This is a genomic window from Nitrosomonas oligotropha, from assembly GCF_900106555.1.
In the GTDB taxonomy this organism is placed as follows: Bacteria; Pseudomonadota; Gammaproteobacteria; order Burkholderiales; family Nitrosomonadaceae; genus Nitrosomonas; species Nitrosomonas oligotropha_A.
Genome location: NZ_FNOE01000011.1, coordinates 1 through 21,238, shown reverse-complemented (window position 1 = coordinate 21,238; position 21,238 = coordinate 1). Strand labels below are relative to the sequence as shown.

General features: G+C 50.6%; 25 protein-coding genes and 1 other RNA gene. 18 read left to right on the top strand and 8 right to left on the bottom strand.

Annotated elements, in window-relative coordinates; genetic code table 11:
• The first annotated feature begins 183 nt into the window (after positions 1-183).
• Positions 184-438 carry a hypothetical protein gene (locus tag BLU57_RS07700; RefSeq protein WP_090318737.1) on the top strand — a complete coding sequence of 85 codons (255 nt, stop codon included), beginning with the start codon at positions 184-186 and terminating at the stop codon, positions 436-438.
• Positions 439-545: 107 nt separating this feature from the next.
• Here the strand turns inward: BLU57_RS07700 and BLU57_RS07695 are convergent, their stop codons facing one another.
• The 5 genes from BLU57_RS07695 to BLU57_RS07675 form a co-directional block, all read right to left on the bottom strand.
• Positions 546-1,769 carry an aminotransferase class I/II-fold pyridoxal phosphate-dependent enzyme gene (locus tag BLU57_RS07695; protein ID WP_090318734.1) on the bottom strand — a complete coding sequence of 408 codons (1,224 nt, stop codon included), beginning with the start codon at positions 1,767-1,769 and terminating at the stop codon, positions 546-548.
• A gap of 12 nt (positions 1,770-1,781) precedes the next feature.
• Positions 1,782-2,738, bottom strand: coding sequence for an NAD-dependent epimerase/dehydratase family protein (locus BLU57_RS07690; protein ID WP_090318731.1), 957 nt, complete (start codon positions 2,736-2,738; stop codon positions 1,782-1,784).
• Positions 2,739-2,813: 75 nt separating this feature from the next.
• Positions 2,814-3,875, bottom strand: a complete 1,062-nt coding sequence (gene aroG / locus BLU57_RS07685) for a 3-deoxy-7-phosphoheptulonate synthase AroG (protein WP_090318728.1) — start codon at positions 3,873-3,875, stop codon at positions 2,814-2,816.
• Between the two features lie 134 nt (positions 3,876-4,009).
• Positions 4,010-5,443, bottom strand: coding sequence for a TM0106 family RecB-like putative nuclease (locus BLU57_RS07680; protein ID WP_090318726.1), 1,434 nt, complete (start codon positions 5,441-5,443; stop codon positions 4,010-4,012).
• Between the two features lie 115 nt (positions 5,444-5,558).
• Positions 5,559-6,686 (bottom strand): HD domain-containing phosphohydrolase, encoded by a 1,128-nt coding sequence (locus BLU57_RS07675; RefSeq protein ID WP_090318925.1) that lies wholly within the window; start codon positions 6,684-6,686, stop codon positions 5,559-5,561.
• A 150-nt stretch (positions 6,687-6,836) separates the two neighbouring features.
• On the opposite strand from BLU57_RS07675, the gene ffs reads away from it, so the two are divergent.
• The 6 genes from ffs (at position 6,837) to BLU57_RS07645 (ending at position 10,664) form a co-directional block, all read left to right on the top strand.
• An RNA gene (gene ffs, locus BLU57_RS07670) (signal recognition particle sRNA small type) lies at positions 6,837-6,935 on the top strand.
• Between the two features lie 75 nt (positions 6,936-7,010).
• Complete coding sequence (dnaX, locus tag BLU57_RS07665; protein WP_090318723.1) at positions 7,011-8,603, top strand: DNA polymerase III subunit gamma/tau; 1,593 nt, start codon at positions 7,011-7,013, stop codon at positions 8,601-8,603.
• A 14-nt stretch (positions 8,604-8,617) separates the two neighbouring features.
• Positions 8,618-8,941: a YbaB/EbfC family nucleoid-associated protein gene (locus BLU57_RS07660; RefSeq protein ID WP_090318720.1), complete on the top strand. Its 324-nt coding sequence runs from the start codon at positions 8,618-8,620 to the stop codon at positions 8,939-8,941.
• A 251-nt stretch (positions 8,942-9,192) separates the two neighbouring features.
• Positions 9,193-10,023, top strand: a complete 831-nt coding sequence (gene rluB / locus BLU57_RS07655; protein WP_090318922.1) for a 23S rRNA pseudouridine(2605) synthase RluB — start codon at positions 9,193-9,195, stop codon at positions 10,021-10,023.
• A 51-nt stretch (positions 10,024-10,074) separates the two neighbouring features.
• The gene (locus BLU57_RS07650; protein WP_090318920.1) at positions 10,075-10,356 is read left to right on the top strand and encodes a type II toxin-antitoxin system RelE/ParE family toxin; all 282 of its coding nucleotides are present in this window, start codon (positions 10,075-10,077) and stop codon (positions 10,354-10,356) included.
• A gap of 11 nt (positions 10,357-10,367) precedes the next feature.
• Positions 10,368-10,664, top strand: a complete 297-nt coding sequence (locus tag BLU57_RS07645) for a HigA family addiction module antitoxin (protein WP_090318717.1) — start codon at positions 10,368-10,370, stop codon at positions 10,662-10,664.
• 87 nt (positions 10,665-10,751) lie between these two features.
• Here BLU57_RS07645 and BLU57_RS07640 read toward each other — a convergent pair whose 3' ends face one another.
• Together BLU57_RS07640 and prmB are read right to left on the bottom strand one after the other, a co-directional pair.
• Entirely contained in the window at positions 10,752-11,183 is a 432-nt protein-coding gene (locus BLU57_RS07640; RefSeq protein ID WP_090318714.1) for a hypothetical protein, read from the bottom strand.
• A gap of 78 nt (positions 11,184-11,261) precedes the next feature.
• The gene (gene prmB / locus BLU57_RS07635) at positions 11,262-12,161 is read right to left on the bottom strand and encodes a 50S ribosomal protein L3 N(5)-glutamine methyltransferase (protein WP_090318712.1); all 900 of its coding nucleotides are present in this window, start codon (positions 12,159-12,161) and stop codon (positions 11,262-11,264) included.
• Positions 12,162-12,270: 109 nt separating this feature from the next.
• Here prmB and tadA point away from each other — a divergent pair, with 109 nt between their 5' ends.
• Positions 12,271-12,789 (top strand): tRNA adenosine(34) deaminase TadA, encoded by a 519-nt coding sequence (gene tadA, locus BLU57_RS07630; protein ID WP_090318709.1) that lies wholly within the window; start codon positions 12,271-12,273, stop codon positions 12,787-12,789.
• Positions 12,779-13,267, top strand: coding sequence for a L,D-transpeptidase (locus BLU57_RS07625; RefSeq protein ID WP_090318707.1), 489 nt, complete (start codon positions 12,779-12,781; stop codon positions 13,265-13,267). Before tadA ends, BLU57_RS07625 begins: the two co-directional genes overlap by 11 nt.
• Before the next feature lie 110 nt (positions 13,268-13,377).
• Here the strand turns inward: BLU57_RS07625 and BLU57_RS07620 are convergent, their stop codons facing one another.
• Positions 13,378-13,686 (bottom strand): hypothetical protein, encoded by a 309-nt coding sequence (locus BLU57_RS07620; protein ID WP_090318704.1) that lies wholly within the window; start codon positions 13,684-13,686, stop codon positions 13,378-13,380.
• A 698-nt stretch (positions 13,687-14,384) separates the two neighbouring features.
• Here BLU57_RS07620 and BLU57_RS07615 point away from each other — a divergent pair.
• The 9 genes from BLU57_RS07615 to BLU57_RS16835 form a co-directional block, all read left to right on the top strand.
• Positions 14,385-15,110, top strand: a complete 726-nt coding sequence (locus tag BLU57_RS07615) for a TorF family putative porin (RefSeq protein WP_090318701.1) — start codon at positions 14,385-14,387, stop codon at positions 15,108-15,110.
• Positions 15,111-15,209: 99 nt separating this feature from the next.
• Positions 15,210-15,812, top strand: a complete 603-nt coding sequence (locus BLU57_RS07610; RefSeq protein ID WP_090318697.1) for an RNA polymerase sigma factor — start codon at positions 15,210-15,212, stop codon at positions 15,810-15,812.
• 3 nt (positions 15,813-15,815) lie between these two features.
• Positions 15,816-16,529 carry a zf-HC2 domain-containing protein gene (locus BLU57_RS07605; protein WP_090318695.1) on the top strand — a complete coding sequence of 238 codons (714 nt, stop codon included), beginning with the start codon at positions 15,816-15,818 and terminating at the stop codon, positions 16,527-16,529.
• Positions 16,529-17,839 carry a S8 family peptidase gene (locus tag BLU57_RS07600; RefSeq protein WP_090318692.1) on the top strand — a complete coding sequence of 437 codons (1,311 nt, stop codon included), beginning with the start codon at positions 16,529-16,531 and terminating at the stop codon, positions 17,837-17,839. The genes BLU57_RS07605 and BLU57_RS07600 overlap by 1 nt, the downstream gene beginning before the upstream one ends.
• Positions 17,840-18,192: 353 nt before the next feature.
• Positions 18,193-18,693 (top strand): low molecular weight protein-tyrosine-phosphatase, encoded by a 501-nt coding sequence (locus BLU57_RS07595; protein ID WP_090318689.1) that lies wholly within the window; start codon positions 18,193-18,195, stop codon positions 18,691-18,693.
• 5 nt (positions 18,694-18,698) lie between these two features.
• Positions 18,699-19,805: an S-(hydroxymethyl)glutathione dehydrogenase/class III alcohol dehydrogenase gene (locus tag BLU57_RS07590; RefSeq protein ID WP_090318686.1), complete on the top strand. Its 1,107-nt coding sequence runs from the start codon at positions 18,699-18,701 to the stop codon at positions 19,803-19,805.
• Between the two features lie 2 nt (positions 19,806-19,807).
• The gene (gene fghA / locus BLU57_RS07585) at positions 19,808-20,650 is read left to right on the top strand and encodes an S-formylglutathione hydrolase (RefSeq protein WP_090318683.1); all 843 of its coding nucleotides are present in this window, start codon (positions 19,808-19,810) and stop codon (positions 20,648-20,650) included.
• Positions 20,651-20,736: 86 nt separating this feature from the next.
• On the top strand, positions 20,737-21,051 hold the full coding sequence (locus BLU57_RS07580) for a hypothetical protein (RefSeq protein ID WP_090318680.1): 315 nt from the start codon (positions 20,737-20,739) through the stop codon (positions 21,049-21,051).
• A 32-nt stretch (positions 21,052-21,083) separates the two neighbouring features.
• On the top strand, positions 21,084-21,238 hold a 155-nt coding region (locus BLU57_RS16835; RefSeq protein WP_176776394.1), incomplete at its 3' end, for a helix-turn-helix domain-containing protein.

Below are 21,238 nucleotides of genomic sequence, written 5' to 3'. Positions count from 1 at the left end.
AAGCGTGGAAGCATCTAATCCGGTGGCATAACCTGACCAGTCAGATTGGATATTGCCCCAGTACGCCAGAGGATTAAACCCATGGATTATCTCAACGTGAAATAACGTGAAAAACTCACTTGGCTGAATAAAAACCAGCCCGGTGAGTTAGAATCTCAGTTCTAATCAATACGGGGAAAAAACATGAAATTACGCCACCTTTTTATGATTGCGATAGCGCTATCAACTTTATCCGCCTGCGGACAAAAACCAACGGAAACCACAGAAAAGGTCATGGACAAAGTCAACGACGCGCTAGACCGGCGTCCTAACGAAAAAGCGCACGATGCCGTCGAAGATATCACGAGCGCGGTGAAGGATGCTTCTGAAGAAGCTCAGGGAAAAATGGAAGAAATCGCTAAAGAAATCAAGAATCAAACTGAAGATGCTGTGAAATAATTCAGTTCGAGTTCTGTCGTGTTTTTATTTCCAAATCGCTGAAGCGTTTGTTCCTTTTTCCGTCCGCGCACTCAAGCGGCCTGAAACCAAAACCCCTAAATCAGCCGCTACTGACGAAAATCCGCCAACGCATTGAGCAAATAATCCAAATCCCGCTCAGTATGTCCGGCGGAAACCTGCAAGCGGATTTCCTGGTCACCTTGCGGCACGACCGGATAATTCAAACCGGTGGCAAGAATGTTGTGATCGAATAAATGCGCAACCAATGCGGCGGTTTTGGCGGTGTCGCGGATAAATACCGGCACGATGGGGTGCTCTCCGGGCAAAGTTTCAAAGCCCAGTTGTTGCAATCCGGATCGGAGTTTAGTGCTTAAGCTGCGCAATCGATCCAGCAGGCCCAAGCCTTCCGCACTTTCCAGAATATCTAATGCCGCCAGTGCCGCGGCCGCTTCGGCGGGCGTGATCGGATTGGAATAGATATACGACGGCGCGGTTTCCCGCAAGTAAGCGATGGCCGTAGCGCTGGCAGCAACGTAACCGCCATTGACGCCGAACGCTTTACCGAGCGTGGCGACCAACACATCCGCCCGTCCTCGCGTAATTTCTTCAGTACCGCGCCCGGTGCTGCCGAAAGCGCCGATGCCGTGAGAGTCATCCACTACCGTGACAATGCCTTCGGGATAATCGCTTTGGTGCTTGTCACAACAGGCATCGAATTCATCCAACGGCGCATGATCGCCGCGCATGCTGAAAACACCGTCAGTGACCACACAAACCCGTTGATAGCGGTCACGGTTAGTGCTTAGGATTTTTTCCAGGTCATGCATATCACCGTGTGCATAAATCGCTTTTCCGGCAGGTTGCGCGAGACGGATCGCGTTGATGATGCAATTATGGTTCAGGGCATCACTGACCACCAGCGTCTGTCCAGAAATCAATTGCGGCAGCACGCCAACCATCGTGGCATAGGCGGCGCTGAACAACATCGCCGCTTCACGGCCATGAAACGCCGCCAGCCTGCGCTCCAGTTCGACATGCGACGCATACGTGCCACTGATAAAACGCACCGCGCCAGGACCGGCGCCATACTGTTCCACCGCCCGCGCTTCCGCTTCGATCACGGCGGGATGCTGCGCCAATCCCAAATAAGAATTCGAGTTCATGCGCAAAAATGCGCGTCCGCCATAACCATGCAGCTGGTAGCGCAGCCCAAAACCGTCTTCCGAAGCAAGAATGCCGGTAATGATTTTCTCATCGTCCTTGCGGACTCCCTGCTGTTGCAGTTGGTTTAACTTTGCCAGGAATAGCGGTTCCACTTTCGATAGCGACATAGAGATCTCCCATTAACCGTTACATAATTTGGCCTTGATGTGCGCCAGCATATCGGCCACCATGCCGGGCAAATCAAAGCTCGGCTGCCAGACCCATTCGGCCCGCGCGGCACTGTCATCCATATGCCGTGGCCAGGAATCGGCGATCGCTTGCCGCAGCGGATCGACCGTATAGCCGATGGTAAAACCAGGCAGGTGCTTTTGTATTTCCGCTGCCAACTGTGCTGGAGTAAAACTCATCGCAGTCACGTTAAAACCGTTGCGATGCGTCAATTTACCGGGATCGGTTTCCATCAGTAGCATTGCGGCTGCAATGGCATCGGGCATGTACATCATATCCAGTTGCGTATCGGCGCGCAGAAAGCAGTCGTAATGCCCCTGCTTGACCGCAGCGTAAAAAATATCCACGGCATAATCGGTCGTACCGCCGCCGGGCAGCACTTGATTGGAAATCAGTCCGGGATAGCGTAAACCGCGCGCATCGACGCCGTAGCGGCGATGGTAGTAATCGCACAGCAATTCACCCGTCACTTTGGTAATACCATAGATCGTCGAAGGATGCTGCACGGTATCCTGCGGCGTATTGTACGGTGGTGTGCCGGGACCGAATGCGGCAATGGAACTGGGAAAAAACACCCGGCAACGGTACTGGCGTGCGCTTTCCAGCACATTGAGCAGGCCGTTCATATTGATATCCCAGGCTTGCAGCGGTTGGTCTTCGGCCACCGCGGAAAGCATCGCGGCGAGATGATAAATCACCGTGATACCCTGCCCGGCAATCACTTCATCCAGTGCGGCCGCATCGCGCACATCAAGACTGCAATGCGGTCCGGCTTGCGTCAAACCGCTGGAAGGTTCACGGCGGTATCCGGCGGCAACAACGCTTTCCACGCCGTAACGCTCACGCAAAGCCAGCGTCAATTCCGTGCCGATTTGACCGGTCGCGCCGGTTACCAGAATTTTAGGCATTCTCACCTCCACGCTTCGATATTCTGCCGACCCTCCGCTTTACAGCTCCTTGCAGAGGGAAATCAGAAAGCTTCGCTATTTCTTTCTGCGCTTTTCAACCGCGTTTGCCAGCTGTTGCAGCACGTGCTCGGTCGCTTCAAAATTGATGCAGCCATCCGTAATGCTCTGCCCGTAAACCAATTCCTCGCGTTTTTTACCGTCAGCTTTCTGGTTACCTTCCACCAGATGGCTTTCGATCATCACGCCGCAAATGGCATGGCTACCGCCCGCAATCTGTTCCGCCACATCGGCCGCCACATCATTTTGACGGCGGTAATCCTTGTGGCTATTGGCGTGGCTGAAATCGATCATCAAATGCGGCGGCAGTTTGGCTTTTTTCAATTCTTCCACCGCCGCAATGACGCTCGCCGCATCGTAATTCGGTTTACGCCCGCCGCGCAAGATGATGTGGCAGTCTTCATTGCCTTTAGTGGCAAAAATCGCGGTATGCCCTTCTTTGGTGACCGATAAAAAATGATGCGGACGGGAAGCGGCCGCAATCGCGTCAATCGCGATATTCAAATTGCCATACGTGCCGTTTTTGAAACCGATCGGACAGGATACGCCGGAAGCGAGCTCACGATGCCCCTGGCTTTCGGTCGTGCGTGCGCCAATGGCCGCCCAGCTGATCAAATCCGACAAATACTGCGGACTAATCAGGTCCAGGTATTCGGTAGCCGACGGCATGCCGATGGTATTCAAATCCAGCAGTAACCGGCGCGCCGTCCGCAGACCTTTGTTGATATGAAAACTGTTATCCAGATCGGGATCGTTGATTAGCCCTTTCCAACCGATGGTCGTGCGCGGTTTTTCGAAATACACGCGCATCACGATATGCAACTGCTGCTTCAGCGTTTCGCGCAAATGCTTCAAACGCGCGGCATACTCCAGCGCGGCGTCGACATCGTGAATGGAGCAAGGGCCGACCACAACCAGTAAGCGGTCATCCTCGCCGTGCAGAATGCGATGAGTGGCTTGCCGCGCGGCATAAACGGTTTGCGTCGCATTCTCCGTCATCGGATATTCACGATGCAGTTCAACCGGCGGAGTCAACTCATGCACGCCGACAATACGTAAATCATCGGTCTGGTATTTCATATCAATTCCTTTTATAGACTTTCTGGTCTAACAGCAAAGATTCGCCTTGCAATACACAACGCGGATCGGAAAAAAGCGTATTTTAACCTAAGCGAGGGATTTCATCAGAACCGAAGAAATGACTGAACGGTATTTCAGGAAAATAACTCCCGGAGCCAGACTTCCAGCCTGCGCGTGGCGATCACGTCGTCACGGTTATAACCCAGTATTGCGGCTTGCAGTTTTTGTTTTTCCGTTAAGCTTGTTTCCGCACGAAAACGGTTGAATTGCACCACCGACCACTGCGATCCGGATTCTTCATTTTCCCATTGGAAATTCACCAACCCCGGATGCTTGCAGATATCCTTCAATCCATAGCCTTGCAGTGGCAACACCAGACAATCCAGCACCGGATTTTGCATGTCGAACAGCGGGCTGTCCGCGCCCAGCAACCATTTCACCGTGGCATGATTTCCCATACCGTAACGCTCGGCGTACTTACCGATCGTCGCCCTTTCGTGGTTGGAATAATGCGCCAGCACTAGAGCCGGATACTGCGCACGATATTCATCCATTTTCTGTAAGAAACTCAGCCAGCCTGAATAATCGCTGGCCTCATCATTGGTCCAGACGTATTCAAAGCTTTCCCGGTCATACGGTGGCACCAGGAATCCCCACAGATAAACATGACGCTCGCGATTCGGAGTTAATGGATTGTCTTCGATATCGAAATGCACCCAAGTACCTTGCGGTAAAACGGCTTTATCCAGTTGAAATACCTCACCGTTCAACATCGAGCGGGCCTGCAAAATAGCGCGGTGCTTGCGTTTACTGCCCTTGAGATGCGGCACATCCGGCAGGGATTCGGCCGACTCCCTGGCAAGCTGCGAGATTGTTGCAATTCCAGCTTGCGCCAAATGATCCGCAGCTTTGCCGTGCACGCCGTACAACAGCGAAATATCCTCTCTGGCTTCAAATTCCGGGCGACAAACCGCTTCGTGCGGACAAATACGGCATTTACTATGGCTATAGCGGACTGCGGGCGGTTGCGGCAAATCCAGTAGTGCTCTCATGCTGGTAATAAATTCATCGACCAATGGCTCGATTTCATCGCCCAATTGCGCAACACGGCCATTGCCCAAAAAAACCATCGCCGGTAAATCGTTGGCCAGTAAACGGCGATAGATTCCCAGCTGAATCTGAATCGATTTTTTATTTTCACTCAAGGAAAGCTTCGCATCCGCGGGCTGATAGTGCCCGCTTTCATGCCAGATCAGGAAATCGGGATAACCCACCAGCCCCTGCTGCTCATCCAGCAAACGGCCCTGATAGATCACCGGCACACCTTGTTGCATCAAGTCTTGCGTATGCTCAAGGGAAACCGCTTTGCTGACAGCATACTGATCTCCCAGCTTGGCCAGCATAGCGGCCTCATGTTCCAGACCAAGATCGCTGAGCAGCCGATTAAATCCATCGAGCTCCGCTGCAACGGGTTGATGTTTATCCAGCCAGACACGCCGGATACAACTCATCCATGCGCTGGCGTCACTGGGTTTGATCAGAATAGGAGAAAAATTACCGGCAGTCATCGCTCTACTGATGAGCTTCTCATAAAACTGCTGATTTTAGCGGATTTAAACGATACGTATTGGTTGGATTTTGCGGGAAAAATCCGGTTGGTTCCGGTGCTACGGTCAAGTGCCGCTAACCGTAGATATCTTCCTTAAATTGTTGTTGAATCGATTCCACTCTCTGCCGGTTTTCAATCAACGCATTCACGCAATCGATATCCAATTTTTCACCGGCAAGCTGTTGCAACATGGCGAATGCTTTCTCGTTGCTCCAGGCTTCCTTATACGGGCGGTGCGAAGTCAACGCGTCGAACACGTCGGCGACTGCGACAATACGCGCTTCCAGCGGAATCTCATCATTGCGTTTACCGGCAGGATAGCCGCTGCCATTCACCGCTTCATGGTGAAATTCAGCGATATTGCGCAGCACGTCAATATGATTGATATTGCCGAAGCCAAAGTTCATCACGATATCGTCGATCATTTCCCTGCCCTTTTGTGAATGCGTATTCATGATCACCCGTTCTTCCGCATTCAACGGCCCTGGTTTCAGCAGGATACTGTCAGGTATGGCGATCTTGCCGATATCGTGCAGCGGTGAAAACATGAAAACTTGTTCGATATACGCATCGTCCAGATCGTATTGACTGGCGAGCGCTTCGGCGATGATCCGGCTGTAACGCGACATGCGATCCAAATGGCTGCCCGTTTCGGGATCGCGGAAATGCGTAATGCCGCTGGTCGTTTTCAGCGCGGCGTTCATGACCTTCAACGTGGCCAGTTCATTGACGATCATCAGCGCAATCAGATGTCCGTAGATATCGAGAATGCTCAATACATTCTCGGTGAATACTTCCGCCTCATGCGAATTAAAAAACAAAAATCCGACAAACTCGCCACCATGAAAAATCGGCATGGTATAGCTTGCGGCATAGCCGGAGCGGCCAATACGCTGCGTATGCTCGTGCGTGCCGTTCTCAAAAGTCACCAGGTTATTGACCACCCGCGGCAGACCTTGAGCAAGGATTTCCTTTAACGACGGCGCGTTATCCAATGACGTTTGATAGTGTAGCAAGGGGTTTTCTCCGTCGCTGCTATTCAGATACGTTTTCAGCACTCGCGTATCGGAATCGTACAGCGCGATTGCAATCCGTGAAATAAACGGAAATTTATTCTGAACAGAGCGATGCGCGCTGATCATTTTGTCCTTCAGCGGTAACGGTTTATTCAAGTCGTCGAGTAGATCGCGATGATGGAACATTTTGCTATTTCCGGGGAAAAATAACATAACGGCCAGATCAAATTTGAGTTTGAATTTATTTCCTTTTAACGGCAAATGCTCACTTCGGCTGTGATTGAAATTGGAGTAATCCATCATCAACTGGTATACTTCCGCCACATTGAGTTTTATGGCGGGCCTCCCCGCATTGCAAGGTAGTCAATCTGGTCAGGTCCGGAAGGAAGCAGCCACAGCTATTTATTGCGAGTGCCGGGGGTCGGGCTCGCCACCCAACACGAACTGGGATCTGCCTTTCCGGATTTTTACTGGTTTAACAGGATCTAATTCGCTTTTCCAATCAAAAACGTGTCCCAAACACAAGTCCTTGCGCGTAAGTGGCGCCCGAGAAATTTTTCCGAATTGACTGGACAAGAGCATGTGGTCAGAGCATTGACCAATGCGCTTGAGCAAAACCGTTTACACCATGCGTATTTACTGACCGGCACGCGCGGTGTCGGCAAAACTACCATCGCCCGTATTCTAGCCAAGTCGCTCAACTGTGAAACCGGCGTGACCGCCACACCTTGCGGCACCTGCGCGGCATGTTTGCAAATCGACGCGGGAAGCTTTATCGATTTGATCGAATTGGATGCGGCGTCCAACACGCAAGTCGATAACATGCGCGAACTGCTGGAAAATGCGCTGTATGCGCCCACCGGCGCGCGTTATAAGATTTACATCATCGACGAAGTACACATGCTGTCCAAATCGGCGTTCAATGCCATGTTAAAAACATTGGAAGAACCTCCGGCGCATGTCAAATTCGTGCTGGCGACCACCGATCCGCAGAAAATCCCCATCACGGTCTTGTCTCGTTGTTTGCAGTTCAATCTGAAACAAATTCCGCAAACGCAAATTGCCGGGCACCTCAAGCATATCTTGGCGCAGGAAAACATTCCCTGCGACACCCCTTCGTTGCAGCTGGTCGCGCGCGCCGCGCAAGGCAGCATGCGCGATGCGCTCAGCCTGTTGGATCAGGCCATCGCATTCGGCGAGGGCAAAATCGAGGAAGCCGGTGTGCGGGATATGCTCGGCATCATCGATCAAGGCTACTTGTTCGATCTGCTCGAAGCTTTAGCGCGGCGAGATGGCGTGAAGCTCTTGTCGCTGGCCGATGAAATGGAAGCGCAGTGCCTTCCCTTCGATTCCGCTTTGCAGGATCTGGCCGCGTTATTGCATCGCATCGCACTGGCGCAAACCGTGCCGCAGGCGATCAGCGAAGATACTCCGGAATACGCGCGTATCGTTGCATTGGCAAAATCCTTAGCGCCCGATGATGTGCAATTGTTCTATCAGATCGCATTGCACGGGCGCCGCGATCTGAGTCTGGCTCCCGATGAATATGCCGGTTTTACCATGACACTGTTACGCATGCTAACGTTCATGCCGGATGATCTGGCAACAAATCGCCAGAGCCCGCAGGCCGCACCTGTGAGCAGCAAGCCGTCCGTAATAGCGGAGAAAAAACCGCAAGCGGCGCCTGAACAAACTATCCCGCCAGAAAACACCACCGCTCCCCTGCTGGATTGGCCGCAGCTAAGCCAGCAATTGAAGCTGACCGGCATGGCAAAAATGCTGGCGCATCACAGCGAAGCCAAAATCATCACCGGGGAGAAAATAGAATTATGCGTACCGGATGTGCATAAGCACCTGCTGGAAAAAAAATATCAGGATAAAATCCAAGCAGCGCTGAATAGCTATTTTGGCAAGCCCATTACCTTGAATTTTTCCGTCGGCAGCATCACCGGATTAACACCGGTGGCACTGCAACAACGCGAAGAAGAAGAGAAGCAGACCAATGCCATTGCAGCCATTGAAAGGGATCCGATCGTACAAGAATTGATTGAGCAGTTTGACGCAAAACTGATCGTTCCTTCCATTAAACCCATTGAAAAATAAAGGAGACAAAAGAAATGAGAGGCAATATCGGAAACATGATGAAGCAAGCGCAAATGATGCAGGAAAACATGCGCCAAATGCAGGAAAATCTCGCCAGCATTGAAGTCGAAGGCCAATCCGGCGCTGGCATGGTAAAAGTCACGATGACCTGTCGTCATGATGTCAAACGCGTCCACATTGACAGTAGCTTGATCGGTGACGACAAAGAAATGCTGGAAGATCTGGTCGCCGCGGCTTTCAACGACGCCGTTCGCAAAGTCGAAACCACAACGCAGGAAAAAATGGCAGCGCTGACCAGTGGAATGGGATTACCGCCGGGAATAAAATTTCCCTTTTAAGAGTATCTGTTATCGCACTGCAAAGCAGCGGGCATAGAGAACAGCAGGATATCGATAGAAAGCCGCAGGGGTGCCATACACTTGCGGCAAACAATCTCACAGCCTTTGATAGGCAAATTATCGCCGGATGTGGCGATGCTTCCCCATGAATTCAAAGAACAAGCATGATTGCCGCCGGAATAGTTTAAAATCCGCCCTTGCGCGCATTATTACTCATTTCACTGTCAGCACACATCGCAGGCCAACTATCCATGAAAGTTAAGAGACCGCTCAGACCGGCAACGAAAAAAAGACCGCCCGCTGAACACGCGCCGCGCCAGAAGCCGGTCACAGCTCGTGACGAACCGCCATCGGCCACCTTCAAGCTGCAAAAGCTGCTGGCGCAAAAGGGATTGGGTTCACGGCGGGAAATGGAAGAGCTGATTGCGACCGGCGCAGTCAGCGTGAACGACAAAACCGCCACACTCGGCGACCGCGCCGGGCCGGGTGACGTGATCCGTATCGGCCGGCGCGTGATTCGCGTTCATGCCGAAGCGGATTTGCCCAAAGTGCTGCTGTATCACAAACCCGAAGGCGAAATCGTCAGCCGTCACGACCCGGAAGGCCGCCCTTCGGTTTTCGACAAGCTGCCGCATCTGCGCTCGTCCAAATGGACTGCCATCGGCCGGTTGGATTTCAACACCAGCGGACTGCTAATTTTCACCAACGATGGCACATTGGCCAACCGGCTCATGCACCCGCGTTTCGAGATGGAACGCGAATACGCCGTGCGCATACTCGGCGAATTGACCGAAGAACAAATGCAACAACTCACCACCGGCGTGACATTGGACGATGGCGAAGCGGCATTCACCTACCTAGCCGACCAAGGCGGCGAAGGGTCGAATCATTGGTACCGCGTCATCCTGAAAGAAGGCAAGAACCGCGAAGTACGGCGCATGTTTGAAGCCATTGGATTAACGGTCAGCCGCCTGATGCGCGTCCGCTTCGGCCCAGTCAACCTGCCGCCACGGATCAAACGCGGGCAATGGCTGGAATTGGACGAGAAAGAAACGCGGCGGTTGTTGAGTTTGATTGGGTAGCTTCGATCTACACGCTTGACAGACATAAACTATCTGTTTATTGTTTTGCGTATGATTCGAAGCTTTGCCTCCACAGAAACCGAGCAATTTTATTCCACTGGAAAATCGCGCCGGATTCCACCGGAAATTTTTAAGCGTGCAGCAATGCGTTTAATGCAACTGAATGCGGCGACACGAATCGAAGATTTACGCTTGCCGCCGTCTAATAGGCTTGAAACATTGGCACACGATCGCACCGGACAATGGAGTATTCGCATCAACGATCAATGGCGCGTATGTTTCCGCTTTGAAAATGGCGATGCATTTGATGTTGAAATTGTAGATTACCATTAAGGAAAATGATCATGATCAAACAAGGATTACCCGCCATTCATCCGGGCGAATATCTGAGCGAAACCTTAACGGAACTGAATATTTCCCAGGCTGAATTTGCTCGTGCCATTGGCGTCTCAGCGATGCGCATCTCGCATATCGTCAAAGGAACCCGCCCGGTCACGGCAGAACTGGCTTTACTGATCGGGCGCGCCCTGGATCAATCGCCACAATACTGGCTCAACCTGCAAACCACTTATGATTTAAAGATCGCTGAAGCTAGCCTTGGTGAATTGCTGGATGAGGTGCATTTGTTGGCACGCGCTTAATCAATGGATTGATGTTTATTATCCCGAGTTTGCCGAATCAACAACAAAAAGTTTGTTGAAGTTTGCAATCTCATTCCAATCTTATGCTTATGTATTATTAATTGATTTCCTCAATGCTTCAACTAGTTCACGGGATTCCTTTCTAACTAAATTATAGGCACCTTCCAACTCATGTTCAGGTTTGCAGGTTGGATCGTCAGGTTGCTTCAAGCCTTCTGCATACAAATTGGAAACTTTTGTAAAAAATAATTCTATTTGTCTTGATAATTCTAAATCATCTGTCAATAACATAGCTTCTGCTGCCAATGCATAACCGGCGAAAGGATCTTCTCTAGTATTTGATGCTTTACCTAAAGAAAGAACTTCTTTTGCCACATTGGAATAAACACGCAGGCGTTGTTCTCGAATCCATTTTTTCTTTTCAGCCTGCTGTAAAACTCGTTGCAACCAAAGTATATCGATTAGTTTAATACCAATAGCACCAAGCCCAGCGGCAGATATAAATTGATACCATTCCATCAGTTATCCTTCAACATAATTTCAGTTATATTCCAAAATGAAGCAATATGGCGCACCACAGGTGGCATCGATCATTAGTTACTCATTTGGCAACTCTTCTCGCTGCAACAAAAACACAAATTCATCCCCGCCGCTGGTTTCCAGCCAGGTAAACCGTAAATTCGGATAGGCTTGTTCCAATTCGGCACGGTTATGGCCGATTTCAACGATCAGAATGCCGTCATCGGTTAAATGCCGCACGGCTTGTTGCAGGATTTGCCGGGTTGCGTCCAGGCCGTCTTCGCCGCTGGCCAGCGCGTTTTCCGGTTCATGGCGGTATTCCTGCGGTAAGCATTGCATCGATTCAGCGTTGACGTACGGCGGATTGCTGATGATCAAGTCGTAGCGTTTCCCTTGCAACGCTGAGAACAGATCGGATTCGACCAGGCCGATTCTGTGCTCCAGTCCGTAATCCTGCACATTCTTCTGCGCCACGGCGAGCGCTCGCGGGGAGATGTCGGCGGCGTCGATGTGCGCGTTCTCAAAAGCATGCGCCATCAGGATGGCCAGACAGCCGGAGCCGGTACAGAGATCGAGCGCCGCAGTGACGTGCTCGGGCTCAGCGATCCACGGCGCCAGTTGGGTTTGCAGCAATTCGGCGATGAACGAGCGCGGGATGATGACGCGTTCGTCGACATAAAAACTGAAATCGCCAAGCCACGCTTCGTGCGTCAGGTAAGCCGCAGGAATGCGGTCTTTAACGCGGCGCTCGATGATTTCCAGCACCTGTTTGCATTCGCTATCCGTGACGCGCGCATCCAGAAACGGTTCCAGCTGATCCAGTGGCAAATAGAGGGTTTTCAGAATAAGATACGCCGCTTCGTCGTAAGCCGTGGCGGAACCGTGGCCAAAATGCAGGCCAGCTTTGTTAAACTGACTGACGGCAAAACGTAAAAGATCACGGATAGTATGAAGTTGCGCTTGTGCTTGGGCGATCATAGATAGTGGTTAAAAGTAAAATTGATGGTGATGCAACCGGGAAAACAGCATATTCGATCAAAACGGGATGCAATGTAGCATAAAAACTGTGAAGAGAAAGGATCATACAATGCCAGTCATCGCGCACGAAGCCGAGGCTGATTGGAAAGCCGCCACCGATGCTGATTTCATGCAAACCGCATTGGAGCTGGCGCAACAGGCGCAGGATTGCGGCGAAGTGCCGGTCGGCGCAGTGGTGGTGCGCGATGGCGTCATCATCGGGCGCGGCTATAACCGCCCGATTTCCGCCGCCGACCCCACCGCGCATGCCGAGATCATGGCGATGCGCGCAGCCGGGGTGCATCTGGGCAATTACCGTTTGCTGGATTGCACCTTGTACGTGACATTGGAGCCGTGCGTAATGTGCATCGGCGCGATTTTTCACGCGCGCATTCAACGTCTGGTGTATGCAGCAACCGATCCGAAAACCGGCGCGTGCGGCAGCGTCATCGATCTTCCGGCGGAAACGCGACTAAACCATCATTTACAGGTGGAAGCCGGCATGATGGCAGCGGAAGCCAGCATGTTATTGAAACAGTTTTTTGCGCAAAGACGCAAAGCAACCGAGCGGAGCAACCATGAAAATTGACATTACGATTGCAACTCAGCAACTGGATCTATTGGATGACGACGGGAAAGTTATCCGACAGTACCGGATTTCGTCGGCCAAAAACGGCACCGGTCAGGAAAATGGCAGTTTTTGCACACCGCTCGGGAAACACATCATCCGCGCCAAGATCGGTGCTGGTCAGCCGGTCAACACGGTCTTTATCAAGCGCCGCCCGACCGGGGAAATCTATTCGCCGGAGTTTGCCGCGCAATTCCCCAGAAGGGATTGGATTCTGACGCGTATTTTATGGTTGTGCGGCTGTGAGCCCGGTTTTAACCGTTTCGGTACGGTCGATACCATGCGCCGCTATATTTACATTCACGGCACACCGGATAGCGTGGAAATGGGTAAACCAGGATCAATCGGGTGTATCCGCATGCGTAACAGCGAGCTACTGGAGTTGTTTGACAGGGTCAGCGCGGGAACGGAGGGAACCGAAGTGAATATTCACCGGTAACAGCCTGAGACGGGGCGCCGCACTTTTGCAACCTACTGGCGTTAAGCGCAGCGCAATAGATTGAGTATTTACAACAGCCCCGTCTTTGTTATTCTCATTTTTGCAGATGCCTATACCAGCAACGAGCTCTTGTTTCTGGCCCGTGAAGCGGAACCATCATCGATTAAAATCTTGAGCGCAGGAAATTCTTTTTGGTGCAACTCCTGCAAGGCATAGATTTCCTGTAACACTTCCAATGGAAATCCTTGTCTGTTCTGGTCTTTTTCAACAACCAGCAATTTCTGGATGAGCTGATAAAATTCTTTGTATCCCCAATGCAATTCGATCATATCCGCAATTCTTCTGTAGTTCGTATCCAGCAGCGATTCTTTATCGCCTAAATAAGCTTTAAACCCCTTAATTGAATTTTTTAATGACATGTCAGTACTCCTTCCACTTTTCCAATATAAATTAATTCATTGATAGCTGAAAAATTTGACTCATCCCAGCTTAATATTTTGGGATTACGGATTCTTCTGAAAAAAACACAGGAATCTTACGTCTCAATTTTTTATATATAACGGCAAACTGTAGGAATTATCTGAGTCAATTTTTAAAATATTTTTTTATACTGTATAACCTGAGAGCAGAATCGAGCTCAATTGAAATAACGCACACTTCACAAAGCAGATATTTTCATAAAAGTTAACCTGTACCTCCCATTCCTTGCTCATAGGCATTTGATGCAGTGATCAAATCAAACCTTATAAGCGCCGGTGTTCCGTAAAGTATTTTCAATCTTTAAATCTCCTAACGAGGTGACCTACTTAAAATAATTTTTCTTCTGTGCGTTTATTCCGGCAGAGCAGAAAAAGGTTCAACGTTGATAAAGATTTTTTGCTCCATGGGTTTAAGTGTGCTTATAGACACACAATAATATGCAATTAATTCATTAACAATCAATTGCTTGAACTGCGCATGAATTTATAGATCGCAAAGATTACTACGCCATGATGTTAAAATTTCCTACTGGAAATCCATTTTGAATTTTAATTTATCCACTAAACTCCCTTTCTCGTTACCCGGCACTGAATCACTTTAAAACAATCGATGGTTTAATCATTCGCGTCCATAATCCATGAAAATAAAAAACCATCGACTGCTAGGATTGCTGTTCATTCTGGGTTACCCGATCAGCGCTTATGCTCAGCTAAGCGCCAGCGTAACCGGCACTACCGATTATATTTGGCGCGGTTACTCCAAAAGCGATGGAAAACCCGCCGCGCAGCTCAATATCGACTACGGGTTTAAATCGGGGCTTTATCTCGGCACTTTTGCTTCAACGGTCAATTTTGCCGATCAGGGATTCGCCGCGCGTTCCGATGCTGAATTCAAACCCTATGCCGGTTGGGCCTATCAGCTATCGGACGATTGGCGCTTTAATGCGGAGTGGACCCGTTATATTTTCACGGGCAAAATCTTCGGTCAGAATGTTGATTACAATGAATTTTACTTGCATACACATTTCCGCGATTTGCTATCAGCCAACTTTAGTTTCTCCGAGAACGGCTACCAGCAAAACCATATGTCATTCAATTATGAAATTACTGGACGCTACCCGATCACCAGCTCCATCGAAATGTCAGGCACATTCGGCTACAGCCAACAGAAGAAAGTGCTGCACTATGATTATCTGTATTGGACTTCCGGCGTGACTTGGCATTTTTCTCCGAATATCGGTGTCGATGTCCGCTACTATTCCGGATTGGATTTAGGCGCTGAAAAAGAACATATTGCAGGCTGGCAATTCCGGCCGCATGTGGTTGATAACCGTGTTTTATTCTCTATCACCGTCGGATTTTGATTTTTATTTCTGCCGCAATGAACTTTTAAGCCGCCACACGGAATAAACAGGGCAAATTTACCGAGACTTAATCAGTAGTCATAGCGATTATGAAACACCATGAGTGAATTGCCCGAGTCTAAAGTAAGAAAATCTTTTAACTCGAACGAACAGCAAGTTAAGGAACGGAATCTGATCGCCGAAACTGCGGGCGGTAATGGAAAAGCTTTTGAACAGCTGTATCAACGTTATTTTGACCGCTTGTACCAGTTCATTTTCCACATTACCCGGCGGCATGATTACATTGAAGAAATTATTAATGACGTGATGTATGTGGTGTGGGAAAAAGCATCGACCTACGATCAAACATGCCGCCCGTCCACCTGGATTCTCGGCATTGCGTATTTCAAAGCATTAAAAAGTATCGAACAAAGCTTGATCAGAGAAGACCGGTCCGTTGAATTCAACGATGAACTGGATTACTTTCCCAATCCCGCAGCGCAGTGGGTTTCGCAGCTGGAGATCAGTAACTGGCTGGAAGCAGGCTTTGATAATTTATCCCCGGAACAGCGCGCTGTGGTAGAGATGACCTATTATCAAGGGCTGCATTACAATGAAATTGCAGAAATCATGCAATGCCCTGAGAATACAGTAAAAACCAGAATGTTTCATGCACGAAAAATTTTAGCGAAATTACTTCCAGAGCTTAAAGGCAGGAGTTAAACGATGTCCTCTACAATGATCAATGTCATGGGTAAAAACGAGCACCAGAAAGTATGGAATCTCCTCCCCTGGTATGTTAATCACTCCTTGGACGCTGTTGAGAAAGATCGAGTGAGAAATCACGTAAGGACGTGCATAGCCTGCAGAATTGAGCTGCAACAGCAACAGCAACTATTTGAAGAAATGCAACAAACAGATCTTCTGCGGCAAGTTTCGCAGGCTGCTTTCGCACAACTGAGAAAGCGCATTGAGCGTCAATCTATCATCCGCCCTTTTACTCAGCATAACCAGCCCAGCGAAGCATCCAAATTTCCTTCCAGCCAGCCCCTCGGCTTTGTAAAACATACCGCCTTGGCAGCGAGTTTATTATTGCTGGCCATGCCGTTCATGTTGCATTTACCGGCAGAGCAAACTGCTGTGACAGCGGAATACAGAACACTCGCCACCGCACCGGAAAATACACCGGCACACAATCGGGTACGCATCGTCTTTGCAGATCAACCGGATTCCAAACAAATCGGAGCCATCTTGCACAGCGTCTCGGGCCGTATCGTTCAAGGGCCTTCGGAAAATGGCATTTATGAAATTCAAATCGGTAACCGGCACACGCGCCCGCAAGAAGTCGACGATGCCATCGCCTATTTACGTAACAATACCCAGGTCATTTTTGCCGAACTGGTTCAAGGATTGCAACCAGCCGGTCAGGATATACGCTAATGCAAACTAAGCGCGTGCGCATCCATGCATTTTTCTTTTCGTTACTCATGGCGATGCTGGTTGTTTTACCCGCCAGTGCCGAACAGGAATTTTTTGTTGATCCTCAGCTTTTCGATAGCACGCAAGCCGACCGGATTATCTTAGTCACCTACACCGACAAACACATCGACCGCATCCCGGTTGGCGTAGCAAACCAATCCTATCGCCGCCGAGGCGAATACAGCAGTTCAACTTGGGGAAAAAGAGTCGCCTCCAGTATTGAAGCGGATTACAAACTGACAATCCTGTCGCAGTGGCCAATCCGGGAAATCGGTGAGCATTGTGTCGTCTATCTGATTGACGAAGACCAATCCGTGGACGCAATCATCAAGGCCTTAAGCGAAGATGACCGTGTTGATAATGTTCAAACGATGAGCACTTTTAAGGTCATGGCGAATAGTTACAGCGATCCTTATTACCGCCTACAATTCAATATCCAGTCGATGAATCTGGCCGAAATACACAATCACGCAACCGGCAAAAATATAACCATCGCCATTATCGATACCGGAATCGACGCGACGCATCCCGATTTGCAAGGCCAAATTCAGCAAACTAAAGATTTTGTCACCCGGAAATCTCCGGAATCGCTCAACGATCTGCATGGCACCGCCATAGCGGGTGTCATTGCGGCCAAACCGAACAATGGACAGGGCATCGTCGGTATCGCGCCGGATAGCCACGTGATCGGATTGAAAGCCTGCTGGGAAATAAAAACCGGTAGTTTCGAGGCGGCTTGCAATAGCTTTACCTTGGCGCTCGCGCTCAATACCGCCATACAAATGAAAGTCGATGTGCTCAATCTCAGCTTAACCGGACCACATGATCCGCTGTTGGCCAGATTAATCGAGAAAGCCGTGCAAAAAGGCATGATCATCATCGCTTCGCAAGCAGATAGAAACGATAGCAAGTCCGGGTTCCCAGCACAGCAACCGGGCGTTATCGCAGTTCGCAGCACGCATAACACCATCACGCCATCGTCCCATGATAGTGATGCCCTCACCATCTCCGCACCAGGGCAAGAAATACTGACGACGCTGCCCAAGGGAACGTACGATTTTGTGTCCGGTAACTCCCTCGCGACAGCGCACGTTTCGGGCCTTACCGCCCTGCTGCTGCAAATCAACCGCAATCTGACGCATCAAGAGATCTCCAGATTGCTGGAAAAAGCCAACGAACCCACTTTCTACCAGTTATTCAATAAGAACAAACTGTTCAGTACCATCAGCGTAAAAACCTCAAGAACCCCAAAACAGCAAACGGGCAGTTAATTTCATCATCTGAAATAACGCCTCCGCACGGCAGTGCCGGAGCATTTCATTCCGCGTCCGGTTTCGCAACCCCACTTCACCCGGTAAAATCAACTACAGCAGACTGTGAGCGTATTTCCGCGCTTCGCAACGCAGCCGAATTTCGTTTTGCGCGGTGTCGTGTTAATCTCTGCGCTGCATTTTTCAAACGATTCCGGGTAAAATCAACTACAGCAGACTGTGAGCGTATTTCCGCGCTTCGCAACGCAGCCGAATTTCGTTTTGCGCGGTGTCGTGTTAATCTCTGCGCTGCATTTTTCAAACGATTCCGTTTGGACTTGCTGCTTTTGCAATCTGATTTGAATTGATGGGTTATGAACAAGGATAAAAAAATAAAAGTATTATTTGTCTGTATGGGCAATATTTGCCGCTCGCCAACGGCGGATGCGGTATTCCGGCACCATGTCAAAGCTGCCGGGGTTGATCATCTGATTCACGTGGATTCCGCCGGAACTCACGCCTACCACATCGGCGACCCGCCGGATCATCGCGCGCAAAGCACGGCATTACAGCGTGGATACAAAATGCACGAACTACGCGCCCGCGCGGTGGAGTCCAGCGATTTCGAGGAATTCGACTATATTCTGGCGATGGACAAGGAAAATCTCACGTTACTGCTGCAACGCAGCCCGCGGCAGCATGTCAACAAGATCCAATTATTCATGCAATATGCGCCCAGCGCCGAGGCGGACACCGAAGTGCCCGACCCGTATTTCGGCGGACAACAAGGATTTGAGCTGGTGCTGGATATGGTCGAGGAAGCCAGCCAGGGTCTGCTGGCGCATCTGCGTACTATCAATACACAACAAGGATAATTCCCATGAAAACAAAAGCCGCTGTCGCCTGGAAAGCCGGTCAACCGTTGACGATTGAAGAAATCGACCTGACCGGCCCCAAATCCGGCGAAGTACTGGTCGAAATCAAAGCCACCGGCATTTGCCACACCGATTATTACACCTTGTCCGGCGCCGATCCGGAAGGTTTATTTCCGGCCATTCTCGGTCATGAAGGCGCGGGCGTGGTAGTCGATGTCGGCCCTAACGTCAAATCGCTGCGCAAAGGCGACCACGTCATTCCGCTGTACACACCGGAATGCCGCGAATGTAAATTCTGCCTGTCGAAAAAAACCAATCTGTGCCAGGCCATCCGCAGCACCCAAGGCAAGGGCTTGATGCCCGACAGTACCTCGCGTTTTTCCATCGACGGCAAGCCGCTGTTCCATTACATGGGCACATCGACTTTCTCCAATTACACCGTCGTTCCCGAAATCGCACTGGCGAAAATCCGCGAAGATGCGCCATTCGATAAAGTGTGTTACATCGGCTGCGGTGTCACCACTGGCATCGGCGCGGTGATTTATACCGCCAAAGTCGAAGCAGGCGCGAATGTCGCCGTGTTCGGTTTGGGCGGCATCGGTTTGAACGTCATTCAAGGCGCGCGCATGGTCGGTGCCGATAAAATCATCGGCATCGACATCAACCCCGAACGCGAAGCGATGGCGCGCAAATTCGGCATGACGCATTTCATCAACCCGAACGATGTACCGAACATCGTCGACGCGGTAGTGCAACTGACCGACGGCGGCGCGGATTACAGTTTTGAGTGCATCGGCAGCACCAAAGTGATGCGCCAGGCGCTCGAATGCACGCACAAAGGCTGGGGACGCAGCATCATCATCGGTGTCGCCGAAGCCGGTGCGGAAATCAGCACCCGGCCGTTCCAGCTCGTCACCGGGCGCAAATGGGAAGGCTCCGCGTTCGGCGGCGCACGCGGCCGCACCGATGTGCCGAAAATCGTCGACTGGTACATGGAAGGCAAAATCGACATCGACTCGCTCATCACGCACACGCTGACACTGGACAACATCAACGAGGGCTTCCGCCTGATGAAAGCCGGTGAATCGATCCGCTCCGTGGTGATTTACTGATCGTGACGGCACTCGAAACCCGCAGCCTGCACCACTGTTTTGGCGGCATCCAAGGCTATTATCAGCATCCATCCACGGTGATCGGCCTGCCGATGCGCTTCTCGGTTTATCAACCGCCGCAAGCCAAAGACCACGCCGTTCCCGTGCTGTTTTTCCTCGCCGGACTGACCTGCACCGAAGAAACTTTCATGATCAAAGCCGGGGCGCAGCGCTATGCCGCCGAGCTCGGCTTAATGCTGGTCACGATGGACACCAGCCCGCGCCAAACTGGCATCCCCGGCGAAACCGACGCGTGGGACTTCGGCGCCGGTGCGGGGTTTTATCTCGACGCAACACAAACGCCGTGGTCGAAGCATTACCGCATGGAAAGCTACATCACGCAGGAACTACGCAACATCATCATCGAACAATTTCCCGCAGACCCAAACCGCATCGGCATCTTCGGTCATTCGATGGGCGGACACGGTGCTTTGACTCTGGCACTGCGTTACCCCGATCTATTCCACTCGGTCTCTGCATTCGCGCCGATCTGTGCACCGATACGCTGCCCGTGGGGACAAAAAGCATTCAGCCACTACCTCGGCGAAAACCCGCAAGACTGGCAACCCTACGACACCACCGCACTGCTCCAAGCCGGACACCGCATCCCCAATCTGCTCGTCGATCAAGGATTCAACGACCAATTCCTAACCACACAACTCTTCCCCGAGGCATTGGAACAAGCCTGCGACGCCGCCGGCCAGCAACTGACACTGCGCTATCATCAAGGGTACGATCACAGTTATTACTTTATCAGCACGTTTGTGGGTGAGCATTTACAGTATCACCGGGCGCAACTGGGATAGTTTTTGGGTTACGTTTTCTCGGTTTTAGTGCCAGCAAGAACTGAAATCAACTGGCTAGCCGGATCAATCAAAGCTACTGATAAAACATGAACAAGATCAACATCATCAATGAGAAATCGTACCAGGAAGCCGAACGGCTGATCGAGCAGGCGCGGGTGACAAGCGCAAAACAACTCGATTTGAGCAGTTTGCGCATTGTCGATTTGCCAACTTCGCTCGGACAATTGCATTGGCTAAAGTTGCTGGATTTGTCCAACTGCTACTGGCTGCAAAATCTATCAGTGTTGGAAAACTTGGCCGATCTGCAATCACTGAATCTTTCCTGGTGTGAACAATTAACCGATCTGAAGGAATTGGAAAATCTCACCGATCTGCAATCACTGAATTGTAAGAATTCCTAGCGTTGTTTACAGTATTCAGGAGAATACTGTAGATGAACATACACAAACGCACTCGCTTAACATTATTGGATCGTCAGGAAATCTGGCGGCTATATCAAACCCGGTTGTGGAAGGTAGTTCAGCTGGCAGAACACTTCCACGTCAGCCGCCCAACGATTTATGACGTACTGAAACGAGCCAGGCTACA

What these genes read in the sequence shown, in the direction of transcription:
- rluB (WP_090318922.1), top strand. Translation starts at nt 9,193, where the DNA reads ATGAAAGTTAAGAGACCGCTCAGACCGGCAACGAAAAAAAGACCGCCC.
- tadA (WP_090318709.1), top strand. Translation starts at nt 12,271, where the DNA reads ATGCCAGTCATCGCGCACGAAGCCGAGGCTGATTGGAAAGCCGCCACC.
- BLU57_RS07675 (WP_090318925.1), bottom strand. Translation starts at nt 6,686, where the DNA reads ATGTTCCATCATCGCGATCTACTCGACGACTTGAATAAACCGTTACCG.
- aroG (WP_090318728.1), bottom strand. Translation starts at nt 3,875, where the DNA reads ATGAAATACCAGACCGATGATTTACGTATTGTCGGCGTGCATGAGTTG.
- BLU57_RS07645 (WP_090318717.1), top strand. Translation starts at nt 10,368, where the DNA reads ATGATCAAACAAGGATTACCCGCCATTCATCCGGGCGAATATCTGAGC.
- BLU57_RS07640 (WP_090318714.1), bottom strand. Translation starts at nt 11,183, where the DNA reads ATGGAATGGTATCAATTTATATCTGCCGCTGGGCTTGGTGCTATTGGT.
- BLU57_RS07625 (WP_090318707.1), top strand. Translation starts at nt 12,779, where the DNA reads ATGAAAATTGACATTACGATTGCAACTCAGCAACTGGATCTATTGGAT.
- BLU57_RS07700 (WP_090318737.1), top strand. Translation starts at nt 184, where the DNA reads ATGAAATTACGCCACCTTTTTATGATTGCGATAGCGCTATCAACTTTA.
- BLU57_RS07690 (WP_090318731.1), bottom strand. Translation starts at nt 2,738, where the DNA reads ATGCCTAAAATTCTGGTAACCGGCGCGACCGGTCAAATCGGCACGGAA.
- BLU57_RS07695 (WP_090318734.1), bottom strand. Translation starts at nt 1,769, where the DNA reads ATGTCGCTATCGAAAGTGGAACCGCTATTCCTGGCAAAGTTAAACCAA.
- BLU57_RS07680 (WP_090318726.1), bottom strand. Translation starts at nt 5,443, where the DNA reads ATGACTGCCGGTAATTTTTCTCCTATTCTGATCAAACCCAGTGACGCC.
- BLU57_RS07580 (WP_090318680.1), top strand. Translation starts at nt 20,737, where the DNA reads ATGAACAAGATCAACATCATCAATGAGAAATCGTACCAGGAAGCCGAA.
- BLU57_RS07590 (WP_090318686.1), top strand. Translation starts at nt 18,699, where the DNA reads ATGAAAACAAAAGCCGCTGTCGCCTGGAAAGCCGGTCAACCGTTGACG.
- BLU57_RS07615 (WP_090318701.1), top strand. Translation starts at nt 14,385, where the DNA reads ATGAAAATAAAAAACCATCGACTGCTAGGATTGCTGTTCATTCTGGGT.
- BLU57_RS07600 (WP_090318692.1), top strand. Translation starts at nt 16,529, where the DNA reads ATGCAAACTAAGCGCGTGCGCATCCATGCATTTTTCTTTTCGTTACTC.
- BLU57_RS07605 (WP_090318695.1), top strand. Translation starts at nt 15,816, where the DNA reads ATGTCCTCTACAATGATCAATGTCATGGGTAAAAACGAGCACCAGAAA.
- prmB (WP_090318712.1), bottom strand. Translation starts at nt 12,161, where the DNA reads ATGATCGCCCAAGCACAAGCGCAACTTCATACTATCCGTGATCTTTTA.
- BLU57_RS07620 (WP_090318704.1), bottom strand. Translation starts at nt 13,686, where the DNA reads ATGTCATTAAAAAATTCAATTAAGGGGTTTAAAGCTTATTTAGGCGAT.
- BLU57_RS07595 (WP_090318689.1), top strand. Translation starts at nt 18,193, where the DNA reads ATGAACAAGGATAAAAAAATAAAAGTATTATTTGTCTGTATGGGCAAT.
- BLU57_RS07650 (WP_090318920.1), top strand. Translation starts at nt 10,075, where the DNA reads ATGATTCGAAGCTTTGCCTCCACAGAAACCGAGCAATTTTATTCCACT.
- BLU57_RS07610 (WP_090318697.1), top strand. Translation starts at nt 15,210, where the DNA reads ATGAGTGAATTGCCCGAGTCTAAAGTAAGAAAATCTTTTAACTCGAAC.
- BLU57_RS07660 (WP_090318720.1), top strand. Translation starts at nt 8,618, where the DNA reads ATGAGAGGCAATATCGGAAACATGATGAAGCAAGCGCAAATGATGCAG.